Source organism: Funiculus sociatus GB2-C1, assembly GCF_039962115.1.
GTDB classification, from domain to species: Bacteria; Cyanobacteriota; Cyanobacteriia; order Cyanobacteriales; family FACHB-T130; genus Funiculus; species Funiculus sociatus.
On sequence record NZ_JAMPKJ010000022.1, the window covers coordinates 19,546 to 33,477 of the forward strand.

Here is a 13,932-nt window from a genome sequence, read left to right on the forward strand (position 1 = left end):
TTATGATACCGTTTGGGAAGTGTCTGGTTTGTGGCGGCAAGCTGCGCGAGTAAAAACATCTTACAGCTAAAGGGCACAGCTACAAAAGCTAAGCCTTACTCCGCAGGCTTTTAAGGCTGCAAATGCTGTTTTTATTTGTGTAGCCACACTCTTTAGGATGTGGACTACAAAAGAGATATATAGCCGCTATTATTTTAAAACTACTTCAGATATGGATTTATTTACTTTCAATTACCTGCGTAGGGGCATGGCAATGCCATGCCCCTACATGTGGCATTCTTTATAATTAACTTAATCTCTGAATTCAGTGAAATAAATTGATATTTAGAGTCTAAGAAGTTTACCTTGTGATTTTATAGTTTTTTCTTTCCTAAGTTGCTCTCGCAAGATAATTTCAACGGTTGGTAAAAGTTGATGCTTTTTAACTCAATTCAACTCAATATCAGTAATTTTTATTCCTAAGTTAACTTTTCGTAGTATGAAGAGCAGATTAGAAGAAGATGACTCTGTATAATTAGTTGCCTGATACTTGGACTTCAGGATAGTAAAATGTTCTGTTTGGCTGGGGAACTGTTGATATATATGAAGTTGCGGGATCAAACCGGATGTAAAGGAAACTATAACTACACAGCAGCTATATAAGAAACCGGAAAATTACCTACATCACAAAATGCGATCGCATTCTGGTTATCCTTAATAAGTGCTGTTCGCAGGGTGCATAATTGTAAACTATAGTCTTGGATATAAGAGGCAAATTCAGATCCCAAGCCTTACAATAAGCAAGAACAAGGGCGAGTAGTAGCAGGGCTTGTGGTGTGATTAAGGAGTTGACGTGGCAAAGTTCATCTCAAGGCTGAAGGATATATCAGGCAAGTTCAATGCAGGAGTCTCAACTGAACCAGTCGATACGCCTAAGATTGATAAACAACCAGATAACCCAGATAAGGTAGATAAACAGACATTGCGGCGGCGGCGGGAAATCAAGCGAAGTCTCTTGCGGATGAAGCGCTTCTCTGGCCAGCAGTTGGAAGTTATCAAAAAGCCTTTCACGGGAGAAAATCCCCTTCATCACAAAAAGCGATTTTGGATCGGCTTGGGTGTGGGAGGAGGAGCGATCGCGCTGGGTGTTGCTTGGTCATCTTTTGAAAGCAGCTTACCGGATACTGGCGATGTATTAACTTTAATGCGCCCAGAGACTTTGACCATTAAAGCCTCTAATGGCAAAATACTTCAGCAAATTGGCCCCACTACCCGCGAAGCCCTGAAAATTGACAAAATTCCTAAAAAGCTGATACAAGCCTTCATTGCCATAGAAGACAGACGCTTTTACCAACACCAAGGGGTAGATTATCAGGGCGTAGGGAGAGCAATAGTTTCTAACCTGGTAGCCAGAGATGTCGTTGAAGGCGCTAGCACTATTACCCAACAACTAGCGAGGATGGTTTTCCTCGATCAAGAGCGTAGCGTCTGGCGCAAGCTCAAAGAAGTTCGTACTGCACAAAAAATTGAGAACGGAAACACCAAAGATCAAATTCTGGAACGTTATCTGAATTTGGTTTATTTGGGAGAAGGTGCTTATGGAGTAGCAGATGCGGCTTGGGTTTACTTCACCAAGCCAGTGTATGAGCTAACGTTGGCGGAAATGGCAACGCTAGCCGCAATACCACCAGCACCCAATGAATACTCGCCCCTGAAGAACCCGCAAGTTATCAAACAGCGGCGAAATTTGGTATTAAAACGGATGCAGGAGGCTGACTTCATTACAGCAGAAGAAGCCGACAAAGCGATCGCTTCCCCATTAATTACAAAAGCAAGCCCTCCCAAACGCCTCGAAAGATTCGCCCCCTACTTCACCGAATACATCCAACAGGAACTGCCCAAATACGTTTCCAAACAAGCGCGGGAAGTCGGCGGTTTAACTGTGGAAACCTCCCTGCACCCAGAGTGGCAGGAAGCAGCGGAAGAAGCTGTCACAAAAACCATAGAAAACACGGGAAGAGGTCAAAACTTTGAACAAGCTGCTCTAGTTGCCATCGATCCGCGTACCGGAGAAATTAAGGCGATGGTCGGGGGAAAAGACTTTTTCAAACAACAATTTAATCGCGTCACCCAGGCACAGCGCCAACCTGGTTCTACATTTAAAGCATTTGTTTATGCAACAGCAATGGCAGCTGGATTTACTCCCTATCGCGGCTACCTGGACTCACCTTACAAAGTAGACGGCTATACCCCCAAAAATTACAGCGAAACCCACCGGGGCTGGATCTCCATGAGAGATGCCCTGATCGGCTCAATAAATGTAGTCGCTGTGAAAGTTTTGGTAGATGTCGGGTGGGAACCAACGATCCAACTGGCACGCAAAATGGGAATTGAATCAGAACTCAAACCCACCTACTCCACAGCTTTAGGTGCCTCCGAAGTTAACCTGTTGGAACTAACTAGCGCTTATGGCACTTTTGCCACCAACGGAACACATACAAAAGCCTTTGGCATCCGCCGTGTTCTCGACCGACGCGGCAACGTAATTTACAACGCCAAATCTAAATCAGAGCGCGTCTTACAAGAAGACACATCTGCCATTATGACTTGGCTGCTGCGGGGTGTTGTGAACGAGGGTACAGGTCAAGCTGCCTCTTTAGGCGATCGCCCCGTCGCTGGCAAAACCGGAACCTCTGACGAAGCCCGCGACCTGTGGTTTATTGGTTACATTCCCCAAATGGTTGCTGGTGTTTGGCTGGGCAATGACAACAACAAACCTACTTGGGGTGCCAGCAGCACAGCCGCCTACACCTGGCACGAGTTCATGGAGAAAGTGGTAGAAGGGATGCCCATCGAGAAGTTTCCCCCTCGACCTACCCAATTAGAAGGGCGCAAACCCCAAATCGACGTCAAGCCAATCAAGCCTCGAAGCAGCTATTCTGGGCCTATAAACACAGATAAAAGCGACAACGACGAGCAAACTCAAACCCCCCGACGGAGAAGATCCCGCCGTACATACAGCGAAGACAACTCCAGCAACGAAACTCCCCGGCGTAGCCGGAGCCGCAGTAACACCTACCAAACCAACAGTGTACAAAGTGGCGAGGAGCGCCCTCGCCGCAGGCGGCGACGCAGCCAAGAAGTCCAGACTCAAGAAGTCCCCACACCCACCTATCGCCGTCGCCGTCGTAGTTCACAAAACACAGATTCTCAGAGCCAGCAAACTCAAGAAACGCCTACGCGCAGCAATCGCCGCCGTCGTCGTAGTTCACAAAACACACAATCGCAGGAGTCGGCACCAGTGGGGCGTAGTAGTTATCGCCGCAGGTCATCAGAATCGACTTCCTCAACTTCCTCGACTTCCTCGACTTCTCGCCGCCGACGGAGGAGCAGACAAACAGTACAAAGCTCTGAGCCACCAGCACCACGCGCACCCAGAAGGGAGTACAACTCCGCTGCGCCACCAGCGCCTCCAGCTGCTAGGAAGGATAGTTCTTCACAGTAGTTAGGGCTTACGCACGTCAACACGCTGTGAGGGCATAGCAATGCCATGCCCCTACGACAGAATGAGGCATTCACTAATTAACTGCGTAAGTCCTGAGTAGGCATCTTGGCAAGAAAAGCTGAACAACTCAGGGGCTGAGGGAGAAATTGAATTCAGGCTCTCCCTTATCCCCTACTCTGGGGATCAAACTCAAGGGTGATAGAGGATTCTCTTAAGTTTGGTACGATAACCAAAAATCGATAAGGAGATTACAAAAAATGAGTTTACTTATGGACGTTGCTGCTGCTAGTGGGCCTCATTTTCCAGTTTCTGCTACTGCTGTGTACGCAGTTGGTTTTATTGCTGCTGTAACTATTGGCTCGGTTGCTTGGTACAACTCTAAGCGTCCTGTGGGTTGGGAAGATAAAGAGCGTCCAGATATTGTGCCTGATGTTAAAAAAGAGGAAACCCCTGGTCTGGGCAAGCCATAAAAAAGGAAAAAGGCAAAAGTTATAAAATCCATATTGGTCTAGTCGCACCTAATAAATATAGGCCGATAAAAAAAGAATTGAAAAGAGACACTTTTCGCTAATTTGTTAGGTGTCTTTTTCAATTCTTTAGATTTATCTATGGGATTTTTACTCTGGCATTTTTGCATTTTTCCTGGTTAGCGCAGTGCTACAGGAGAACGCAAGGTCACATTCAAATCGGTGTTGGGGTCAATAACTACAACATCAACTTTTCTTTGTCCGAAAAACAGCCCACCCAAGGCACCTAAACCAGCACCGCCAAGGATTTCTTCAGTAGCAAGCGCTTTGTCACCAGTCAAAGCAGCGATCGCGGCCGCAGCTGCTCCACCAAGGGCAGCACCTTTGAAAATAGAACTGGTGTTGCTTCCCTGACTTACCTGTTGGGTTCTGGTAATTACTTTAGAAGCACCATTGATACGCGCCCGTTTACCGTTGGAAAACACTAATTCCTGGGCAACAAATCGGGAACCTTTCCCATTAGGAGCAGGGCGTAGTTGACCAACAACCTGAGTTCCAGCAGGAATTACAATAGCACCGCTAGAGGCTTTAACGTTGCTTGCCACGCTCAGAGTTACAGGGGCAGTTTCGGTAGGAGTAACGACGATTTTATTGGCTTTGTCATACCTGACAGCAATCCTGGTTCCAGATGCGAGGGTGACTGAAGTTGTGGGAAATTCATAAGATTGTGCAGCCGCAGGCGCAGTTGCGATCAGTGTTGGGGCAGCTACACCAGTAGTGATGGTTAGTGCCATGAGTGCAGCAGTTGCAGATTTCCAGCTAGTCATAGAAAACACTCTCTCTATTTACGCGGTTATATGTAGGGACGGCTTGTTGGTGAGATTGTTTCTTGACAATTTAACCGCTATAGGATTAAGAAGAAGACGATCGCCTATAAGTCTTATGAGGTGGACATCTTACTCGCCCTCAACAGGTGTTTTCAAGACGTGAAGCGCAAGCGCGACGAAAGTCGTTCGCGCTTTCAAAGGCAACACTTACCAACATCTATTTACAGGGTAGCTAACGCCTAAAACCAAGCTAACCGCAATACCCGATCCTTAACGTACTGGATACCCTACACCTCCCATGAGGGCGATCGCGCTTTGTGGTGAAGGGGGAAATAAATGCGATCGCGCTACATTGATTCTCTTTTTCGTTGCTCAATCTCTGCTATGGGTAACAACAAGGTATCTTCTATCTTTCGTCGCACCTCGCGACTTACATAACAATCGCTATTCAGGCACTCCACCAGCAACTTATTGGCATCGTAATACTGCTTAAATAATTCCTGTTGGTGTTTGCTGAACTGCCAATTGTGACCCATATTATACTTAATCATCACGGCTCTGAATTGCTCAGCCCAAGCTATACCGTTAGCTTTCCACCATTGCTTATTTTGTGCCCAGTCTTTCGATTTAAGTAATTTAGGTAATTGATCTCTAAGTTGTTGCAACGAGTTCTTTAATTCTGGTTCGCGGCTGCGGGCGCGGTCAAGGACGCGGTCGAGGGCGCGGTCGAGGACGTGGTCGAGGTCGCGCTCGAAGGCGGGGTCGAGGGCAAGGACGCGGTCGCGGGCGTGGGCGAGGTCGCGGGCGAGGGCGTGGGCGAGGGCGAGGTCGAGGGCGCGGGTGAGGTCGAGGTCGTGGTCGTGGTCGAGGGCGTGGGCGAGGGCGAGGTCGAGGGCGCGGGTGAGGTCGAGGTCGTGGTCGCAGGTGAGGGCGGGGTCGAGGGCAGAGTAAAAAGCGCGGACTGCTGCTGACTTATAGTTATATGAAATTTGGACTGACAGAGATTTCTTACTTACCCACATTAGGAACTGCTGCAACTTCTCATCACCAGCTACAATTTCATCAACTTGATGTTTCATTAACTGTAGTAAACGATCTGCTTTTGGCGACATCCCAACTGCTAAAAAGAAAACTTCTCGCCAGTGTTCTTCGGTAATGTGATTAACCAAACGTTGCAACGCCTCCTCTGATGACTGTTTTACAACAACAATTTCTCTAGCAGTGAAATACTCGTGAAATGTTAGATGGGAAAACGAGTAAATCCCTTTAGCGCGTTCCACTACTAGACCATGATGATGCTCAATTGAGCGCAAAACTTCCTCACTGTCCAGTTGTAATGCTTCCTCATCAGTATTAGCACTAGGTAAATTACGGATGTAATCTGTGATGTATTGCTCGGCTGTTTTTTGCTTAAAGAAATAGTCACCTTGCTCAAACGTAGTCAGGGCGATTTTACTGAGTAAATTTTCCTTACCCTGAATTGATAGCTTTTTGTAAACTTGAGCGCGTTGAATCCCGCGCTTGGCATCCCATTTTTTCAGTAGCGCATCCAGTCCTTCTTTGTATAGTTCAGAACGATTCGCCGGGAAATCCCCTGACTCTTCAAACGCCAAACATAGGAGCGTCAGCAGTAGCGGACTTGTGGCGAGTTCGTTGATCCGTTCATTGTCTGTGAGGCATTCGATAAAAGTTTCTGGTTTAACAGCTTTACCCTTAAACCAGTTGGTTGCAAAGGTGGCAATTTGTTCACTATCAAAATCAGCAACTTCTACCTCTGTAAATTTCTCGAAGGTATATTCTCTCGCTGCAATTCGGCAGGTCATCACAAAATGATTGTCACGAAACTGGTCAGAAAACTCACGAATCTCTTTTAAGACACGCTTATTATCGTCCTCTCTAACTTCATCCAAACCATCGAGTAAAATCAATCCTCTGCCGCATTCGATTACATCTTGTAGAGACACGATAACCCTTGCCTCTCCAACCCCGCAGCCCGCGAATTGCTGATTGATGTATTCCAATAAACTTGGTTTATTAGCGGTTTCAGCAAAGTCTTTGAGGGTGACAAAAATCGGCACGCGATCAGTCTGAAACTTATCCTGATTGCACTGAACTGCTAAATACTTCAAAAATGTGGTTTTACCAGCCCCAGGCTTCCCCAAAATCATCAACTTGGGATATTTATTGACCGCATCCAGTCCGGGGATTCGTTTTTCAGTAATTCTGCCCAGTCCAAAGCGATCAAACTTCTCAAAGTTGCACTCTTGCAGTAATTCAGAAATATCTTTGCGCGTGCGTCCAGTAATTTTCTCTAGAATGTTGACGTTGGTGTAGATATCATTCAACCCAATGGGGTGAGTCATATCTAGCACCCGCATTGTGCCGCAGTCTTCTTGAATGCTGGGTTTTATCTTGCCCCGTACCTCTTGCACTAGAGCATCAATATCAATGCTGTTTTTCTGATTCTGGTCAGATGGAACAGGTACAGCGTCTTTAGGTAAATCAGCAATCTCCTGCCAATCCAAACGTAACTTTTCACAAAGACCAACAAATATCTCGCTTTTAACTGCTTTACCTGTAAAGAATTTTGTGATCGGTTGACGACTGATACAAACTACACCGATTAAATCAGTCTGTTTCCATCTGTTGGCGATTAGAGCTTGTTTTGCCAACTGGATACCTTTTGGAGACGCCTGGAGCGATCGCGCTGTCATAAATAAACTACAAACTTTCGCCTATTTTACTCGCCTCGATTGCTTGTCTGTCTTCCAAAACATACATCTCAGTCACGAAGTCAGGCATGGGGCGTTCCTTGCTCAGACAGGATTACAGCCATCTTGAAAGAATAGTGATTCCAGGTTCTTTTATGAACATCGTTCTGATGCTTCTGCTGTGGGTAGCCGAAAAATTCGCGGAAAAAGCTTTGGAGAAGTTATTAGAGAAGATATTAAGCGATCGCAACTTCAAGCGTCTAACCACTGGCTTTAAACTCCAGATTTTAGTGTTGTATCTGGACTGGCTACTGCAAAAGACTTCATTTCAGGAGCCACCCGATCGGGATGGCAAATAGACGAAGACCGCTAAACCACCCGGAAGTCAAGTTCCGGGCTAATAGCTTAAGTCCATTAAAATGGACTCAAACCTTTGAACAGTCCTCAGTGCTAGATTTCAGTTTGCAAAATAACGATGTGGTGCGATCGCGCAACGTAGCCTTAAAAGAGCGATCGCATTCCCCTAACCCACAAGTAAATCCGATGACAAAAACAGAAATATTGGCAGCACTCAAGCAGATGACAACCGAAGAGCGCTTAGAAATCATCGAAGCTGCTTCGCGGATGATGCGGGAAGAAATAGAAGACAAGGGGCGGATAATAGCTGAGAAGAAAAAGCGACTCAGAGCAGCTGCTGAGGCTGCAATCCCAGATTATCTGCCTGGAGGTGCGCTACACGATCTATGGTCGCCTGACAGTGAACCTTATTATGACTCTGAGGAAGAATTACTTGAAGCTCTTAACGCTGAGGTAAAAACTAATGCGTAGAGGCGAAGTCTGGCTAGTCAGTTTCAATCCTATAATTGGCGATGAAATCGGGAAAATTCGTCCAGCAGTGATAGTGAGTAAAGATTCTGTTGGATTTTTGCTACTCAAAGTTATTGTTCCAATTAGCAAATGGCAGGAGCGATATGCAGATCGAGACTGGATGGTGCGGCTGGAACCTAATGCAGAAAATGGTTTGAGTAAACTTTCAGTAGCAGATACTTTTCAAGTGCGATCATTGTCACAACTTAGGCTAATTCGACAATTGGGCAATCTTTCTGACGAAGCCATCCAAGAAATTACCGCAGCCTTAGCCATTGTCCTCAGCATATTATGATAATTTTGCCTTCCTAAAGTTCGCCTGCGCGAACTTCGTTTTTATAGCCCTTGAATTCTATTTGGCAAATATTTTTAGAGCAAATTGGCAAATTTATCGCAAAAATCCTATTTTCAACCGTTAAACTAGGCAATAGTGCAGATGTACTGCTATTTCTAAATAAGAGGTACGGCGCTTTACCCTGAATGATCCCACTGCAACTGGTTCTCAAAAACTTCCTCAGCTACCGCGAGGCAAATTTAGATTTTAGCGGCTTGCATACAGCCTGCATCTGTGGTTCTAATGGTGCGGGTAAATCTTCCCTTTTAGAGGCTATCACCTGGGCAATTTGGGGAGAATGTCGTGCAGCTACAGAAGATGATGCTATCAATGCTGGTGCTAAAGAAGTTCGCGTTGATTTCACTTTCCAATGCAATCAGCAAACTTATCGGGTGATTCGGACTCGTCAGCGGGGACAGGGTGGATCTCTAGAATTTCAGGTACAGAGTTCCAACGATTTTCGCTCTTTGACTGGGCGAGGAATGCGGGCGACGCAACAGATGATAATACATCACCTAAAGTTGGATTACGAGACTTTCGTGAATTCCGCTTATCTGCGTCAAGGTAAAGCGGACGAGTTTATGCTCAAGCGTCCGAATGAGCGGAAACAAATTCTCGCTGATTTGCTGAAGCTGTCTCAGTATGAAGAATTAGCAGAACAGGCGAAGGATGCGTCTAAACAGTATAAAGCGCAGGCGGAACAGTTAGAGCAGAGTTTGCTATCGATAGAGCAAAAACTGCAACAACGGGATGCGATCGCTCTCCAACTCTCCTCCGTGGAAACTCAGTTGAGCGAGTTGCAACAAGCCCAAACTATTGATAATGGTAAAGTCCAAGGTTTGCTTGCCCAGCAGCATCAGCGGCAAACTTTTGAACAACAACTGAGTTTTATCAAGCAGCAGTATCAAAATCTTAACCAAGATTGCGATCGCTATCGGCAAGAAATCGCCGCAACTCAACAGCAACAACGGCAATTAGAAAATTTACTCCAAAAAGAAGACGAAATCTTAGCTGGTTACGCCAATTTTCAAGGCTTGCAACTTCAGGAAGAAACTCTCACTTCTAAATCTCAAGCTTACCAAGATGCCCAACAACAACTCGGTAAACTACAGCAAAAGCTAAGCGAACAAATTAACGAGCTTAATTTACAACTCAGACAAGAGCAAGGACAACTTGACGCTTTGCGGCAATCTAGAGCAGATATACAACAAATCTTGAGCCGCACCGAAGAAGTAGAAGCGGGGTTGCAAAAATTACAGCAAGCGCGAGCTTATTTAACTCATCTCGATCAGCTACAGGTGCAAGTGGCTCCCCTGGTGCAACGTCGCACACAGGTGCAAACTGAACTAGATCGCGTCCACGCTCGATTATCTGCCAGATTAGAAGAACTCCGCAAGTCAGTTCGCGATCTGCAAAAACAGCAACAACGTCAACCCAAACTGCAAGAAACATTACAGCAGGTTGAAGGACAAATTCAGCAACTCGACAAAAAGCGAGTTTATCAGGAACGAGTCCAAGAAAAAGAATTGCATCAGCGTAGTTTCCGCGATCGCTTGCAAGCAAATCAGCGGGAATGGGAAAATAAACTCACAGAATTAGCCCAAAAGCTGCAATTGATCCAGAATCCTAATTCTAGTTGTCCGCTGTGCGATCGCGCACTGGATGAACATCACTGGCAATTGGTAGTGCAAAAAACCCAAAGTCAGGAACAAGCGGTTCAAGATCAAATTTGGGATGTAGACGGGCAAATAGCTTTATGCGAGTATCAGTTACAAACCCTTACTCGTGAGTTAAAGGAAATATCCCAAGAACTTGCCAACTACGATGCTTTGCGGGAACAACGCGGACAACTGGCAGCAGAACACTCAGCTATGGCTGAAATCCAGACTCGTCTGCAACAGATTTTAGTAGAAAAAGAGCAAATTGAGCGATCGCTTTCTTCTAACGACTATGCTCCCGATAAACAAGAAGAACTGCACCGCCTTGACCAACAATTGCAACAACTTAAATATAATGAGCAAGATCATGCCTTAGCTAGAGGTGAGGTAGATCGTTGGCGTTGGGCAGAAATTAAACAAGCAGAAATCAAACAAGCACAGCGGCGACAAGCCCAAATAGACGCACAACAACCAGAATCATTAGCGAAGATTGCTCATCTGCGATCGCAAATTCAGCAGCTACAAGTTAATTCCGATTTATCTCGACAGATAGAAGCTCTGAATCAGCAGATGGCGGAAATTGGTTATGAGCGATCGCAGCATGACACCCTGAGAAAAGCGTTGCGTCAGGCGCAGGCGTGGCAATTCCGCTATCAAGAACTCCAACAATCACAGCAGCAATATCCTCTGGTGAGACAGCGATCGCAAGATTTAGCGCAGTCTTTGGAAATGCGATCGCAAGACTTGCAACAAATGACCTCTCAAATGGATGCTATTGTTCAACAATTGCAACAAACCCCAGATACTAAAGGCGAACTTCGAGATTTAGAACAGCAGATACACCAGCGGCAACTGTTACAAAATGACCATCAACGACAGTTAGGAAGCTTACAACAACAGCAACAACATCTCGAACAACTCAGCACTCAACACGCAGAACTCAAAAATCAGCACGTAACCACCCAACGGCAATATCGAGTTTATCAAGAATTAGCACAAGCTTTTGGTAAAAACGGCATCCAAACTTTGATGATTGAAAACGTGTTGCCACAGTTAGAAGCTGAGACAAATTCTTTACTTTCTCGGCTTAGCGGTAATCAATTGCACGTCCAATTTGTAACTCAAAAAGCCGGACGTAGTGGACGCTCATCCGCTAAAAAAGCTGCAAAATTAATTGACACCTTAGATATTTTAATTGCTGATGCTCGTGGCACCCGTCCTTATGAAACTTACTCTGGGGGTGAGGCATTTCGGATTAACTTTGCAATTCGTCTGGCGTTAGCAAAGATGTTAGCGCAACGTGCGGGAACGGCTTTGCAAATGCTGATTGTCGATGAGGGATTTGGTACCCAAGACGCCGAAGGATGCGATCGCTTAATTGCGGCGATAAACGCAATCTCTCCTGACTTCGCCTGCATTCTCACCGTCACCCATATGCCACAATTCAAAGAAGCCTTCCAAACCCGCATCGAAGTCTATAAAACCCAGAATGGCTCTCAGTTGAGCCTGATGATGTAAAACCTAACCCCAGGTTTCCGACAGGAATCAACCTTGCCCCACCCGAACTATACTATTCGGTATTCTCACCCTAATTCCCTCACTCAGACGATGCCCTTCAGCATGGGAATCGCTACGATCAAAGTAACAGAAAGAAAGTGAACAACACAACATCTTCCTCCAGGCTGAATTGTCAGCCATTCTTATCACTCCTGCGAGAGGTTTTATGATTCGATTTCTCGTTAGCGTGCTAGTGTTTGTTATCGACACGCTTTATCGCGATCGCCCTTATCAACGCTTCTACGTATTAGAAACAGTGGCTCGCGTCCCCTACTTTTCCTTTTTGTCAGTCTTGCACCTTTACGAAAGTATGGGATGGTGGAGAAAAGCTGACTGGCTGAAAGTTCACTTTGCCGAATCTTGGAACGAACTGCACCACCTGCTGATTATGGAATCCTTAGGCGGGAACCAACATTGGAGCGATCGCGCTCTCGCCCGAACTACAGCCCTAATTTACTACTGGGTAGTTGTAGCACTTTACATCGTTTCGCCCCGCACCGCCTACAACTTCATGGAAATGGTGGAAGAACACGCCTACCATACCTACGCGACGTTCTTGCAAGAGCATGAAGCTGAACTAAAGGCGCAACCTGCACCGCAAGTAGCAATTCACTACTACCGCGACGGCGATCTCTACCTATTTGATGAGTTTCAAACTGGTGTAGTACCTGAATCTCGACGGCCTGTAGTTGACAACCTTTATGATGTTTTTGTCAACATTCGGGATGACGAAGACCAACACGTCAAAACCATGATCGCGTGTCAAAAAACCGACGCTCAAAATACTTTCCAGAGTCCCCATTCCCTACCTTACACCGAACAGAAGGTTCTCCTGCCTCAACTATCAGGTGCCGAGGTTGAGTATCAGTTAGCCACTGCTAAAAGTTAACTGATTCTCCAGCATTCATCTCCTTCTCCGTTTGCACTGAGAAGGGGATGAGAGGCTAAAAAATATTATTCCCCAAAGCACCAGACGAATAACACCACCAAAGTTGTAAGAATCAACCAGTTAGGTATAGATACCAAATGCACGATACTCAAAGGCCACAAAACTAGAATTTGCGAAAATATCCAGCTGGCGGTTAACATTAGCACAGTCAAGATAACCAGTGGCATAAAACTCTCCTAAACTAAAGCGATATAAAAATTACTTTCTCTTTCTGGTTCACTGAGCATTTTTTCGACGAAACACTTTGTAAATGTGGCAGACAAATAGGTGTCACTTGTGCTAAGCACAAATTGCATAAACTTGATTAAAACGGTAAGTAGTCTTATCTGTACTCGTACTCACCTGCGGGTAGAAAATTAAATCCGTGGTTGAAAAGGAGGGTACCTGCAATGCAGCGATTCAGAGTTATTGGTAGTTTAGCTTTAATCTCAGCCTTAAGCGCTACAGCCGTTTTAGCGAAAGAAGCAAATTTTGATAATTTAATTATGTCAGCCGAGCGGAGAAATGCCAGAAGGGTTGCCACAGGTTACACTGGCGGCTCTTTTTCCCTGACATCAATTGCAAATCGCGATCGCTCTGGAAACCCTTGTATCGGTTATGGTTCGCCAAATCCCGATCATATTTTAGTCTTGCAGAAAGATTATCCCCGCCTAAAAATACAAGTAGACAGCGGAGGACAAGACACAACTCTACTAATCAGAGGACAATCCAACGTTATTCGCTGTGGCGACGATACTGGCTCCCGTAAGGATGCCAGCGTCGAAGATACAGGTTGGAAAGCTGGTAGATATCGCATTTGGGTGGGTTCTATAGACGCTGGGAAACGGCGAAATTACACCATTTCCGTACAAGAATAAGTCTTCCTCCTTCCCAGTTTCCGACTGAAACGCAACTCTTAAAGGTGCCTCCCACAAGCCTCGCGAAAGCTGAGAATACGTGAGCCTCACAGTAGCGCCATTTCCAGACGGGGGACTGAGAACAAGAAAAGCCCCTTTTTTAAGCCGCGTACACACAAGTCAGCAGACCTCTCCCCAAACCCCTCTCCAACACCCAAAGGAACTTTCAAAATGGCTCCCTC

Annotated in this window: 11 protein-coding genes; 8 read left to right on the forward strand and 3 right to left on the reverse strand. The window is 45.8% G+C overall.

Going from position 1 to position 13,932, the window contains the following annotated elements:
• Positions 1–832 precede the first annotated feature (832 nt).
• Positions 833–3,484, forward strand: coding sequence for a transglycosylase domain-containing protein (locus tag NDI42_RS12515; RefSeq protein ID WP_313931201.1), 2,652 nt, complete (start codon positions 833–835; stop codon positions 3,482–3,484).
• A gap of 257 nt (positions 3,485–3,741) precedes the next feature.
• The gene (gene psb35, locus NDI42_RS12520) at positions 3,742–3,954 is read left to right on the forward strand and encodes a photosystem II assembly protein Psb35 (protein ID WP_190456382.1); all 213 of its coding nucleotides are present in this window, start codon (positions 3,742–3,744) and stop codon (positions 3,952–3,954) included.
• Positions 3,955–4,130: 176 nt separating this feature from the next.
• On the opposite strand, the gene NDI42_RS12525 is transcribed toward psb35, so the two are convergent.
• On the reverse strand, positions 4,131–4,778 hold the full coding sequence (locus NDI42_RS12525; protein ID WP_190456385.1) for a hypothetical protein: 648 nt from the start codon (positions 4,776–4,778) through the stop codon (positions 4,131–4,133).
• 347 nt (positions 4,779–5,125) lie between these two features.
• Positions 5,126–7,492 carry an NACHT domain-containing protein gene (locus NDI42_RS12530; protein WP_190456387.1) on the reverse strand — a complete coding sequence of 789 codons (2,367 nt, stop codon included), beginning with the start codon at positions 7,490–7,492 and terminating at the stop codon, positions 5,126–5,128.
• 152 nt (positions 7,493–7,644) lie between these two features.
• Here NDI42_RS12530 and NDI42_RS12535 point away from each other — a divergent pair, with 152 nt between their 5' ends.
• From NDI42_RS12535 to NDI42_RS12555, 5 genes are all read left to right on the forward strand, one after another.
• The gene (locus NDI42_RS12535) at positions 7,645–7,848 is read left to right on the forward strand and encodes a hypothetical protein (RefSeq protein WP_199311219.1); all 204 of its coding nucleotides are present in this window, start codon (positions 7,645–7,647) and stop codon (positions 7,846–7,848) included.
• Positions 7,838–8,317, forward strand: coding sequence for a hypothetical protein (locus tag NDI42_RS12540; RefSeq protein WP_199311220.1), 480 nt, complete (start codon positions 7,838–7,840; stop codon positions 8,315–8,317). The genes NDI42_RS12535 and NDI42_RS12540 overlap by 11 nt, the downstream gene beginning before the upstream one ends.
• The gene (locus tag NDI42_RS12545; protein ID WP_190456389.1) at positions 8,310–8,651 is read left to right on the forward strand and encodes a type II toxin-antitoxin system PemK/MazF family toxin; all 342 of its coding nucleotides are present in this window, start codon (positions 8,310–8,312) and stop codon (positions 8,649–8,651) included. Before NDI42_RS12540 ends, NDI42_RS12545 begins: the two co-directional genes overlap by 8 nt.
• A 185-nt stretch (positions 8,652–8,836) precedes the next feature.
• Positions 8,837–11,866 (forward strand): exonuclease subunit SbcC, encoded by a 3,030-nt coding sequence (gene sbcC / locus NDI42_RS12550; RefSeq protein WP_190456390.1) that lies wholly within the window; start codon positions 8,837–8,839, stop codon positions 11,864–11,866.
• Between the two features lie 205 nt (positions 11,867–12,071).
• A complete protein-coding gene (locus NDI42_RS12555; RefSeq protein ID WP_190456393.1) occupies positions 12,072–12,794 on the forward strand; it encodes an alternative oxidase in 723 nt (240 codons plus the stop codon).
• 65 nt (positions 12,795–12,859) lie between these two features.
• On the opposite strand, the gene NDI42_RS12560 is transcribed toward NDI42_RS12555, so the two are convergent.
• A complete protein-coding gene (locus tag NDI42_RS12560) occupies positions 12,860–13,021 on the reverse strand; it encodes a hypothetical protein (protein ID WP_190456394.1) in 162 nt (53 codons plus the stop codon).
• A gap of 222 nt (positions 13,022–13,243) precedes the next feature.
• On the opposite strand from NDI42_RS12560, the gene NDI42_RS12565 reads away from it, so the two are divergent.
• On the forward strand, positions 13,244–13,711 hold the full coding sequence (locus NDI42_RS12565) for a hypothetical protein (RefSeq protein ID WP_190456396.1): 468 nt from the start codon (positions 13,244–13,246) through the stop codon (positions 13,709–13,711).
• Positions 13,712–13,932 lie beyond the last annotated feature (221 nt).

Excerpts from the sequence above, each read along its gene's own strand:
- NDI42_RS12545 (WP_190456389.1), top strand. The coding sequence starts at position 8,310 with ATGCGTAGAGGCGAAGTCTGGCTAGTCAGTTTCAATCCTATAATTGGC.
- NDI42_RS12535 (WP_199311219.1), top strand. The coding sequence starts at position 7,645 with ATGAACATCGTTCTGATGCTTCTGCTGTGGGTAGCCGAAAAATTCGCG.
- NDI42_RS12560 (WP_190456394.1), bottom strand. The coding sequence starts at position 13,021 with ATGCCACTGGTTATCTTGACTGTGCTAATGTTAACCGCCAGCTGGATA.
- NDI42_RS12540 (WP_199311220.1), top strand. The coding sequence starts at position 7,838 with ATGGCAAATAGACGAAGACCGCTAAACCACCCGGAAGTCAAGTTCCGG.
- psb35 (WP_190456382.1), top strand. The coding sequence starts at position 3,742 with ATGAGTTTACTTATGGACGTTGCTGCTGCTAGTGGGCCTCATTTTCCA.
- NDI42_RS12565 (WP_190456396.1), top strand. The coding sequence starts at position 13,244 with ATGCAGCGATTCAGAGTTATTGGTAGTTTAGCTTTAATCTCAGCCTTA.
- NDI42_RS12525 (WP_190456385.1), bottom strand. The coding sequence starts at position 4,778 with ATGACTAGCTGGAAATCTGCAACTGCTGCACTCATGGCACTAACCATC.
- NDI42_RS12530 (WP_190456387.1), bottom strand. The coding sequence starts at position 7,492 with ATGACAGCGCGATCGCTCCAGGCGTCTCCAAAAGGTATCCAGTTGGCA.
- sbcC (WP_190456390.1), top strand. The coding sequence starts at position 8,837 with ATGATCCCACTGCAACTGGTTCTCAAAAACTTCCTCAGCTACCGCGAG.
- NDI42_RS12555 (WP_190456393.1), top strand. The coding sequence starts at position 12,072 with ATGATTCGATTTCTCGTTAGCGTGCTAGTGTTTGTTATCGACACGCTT.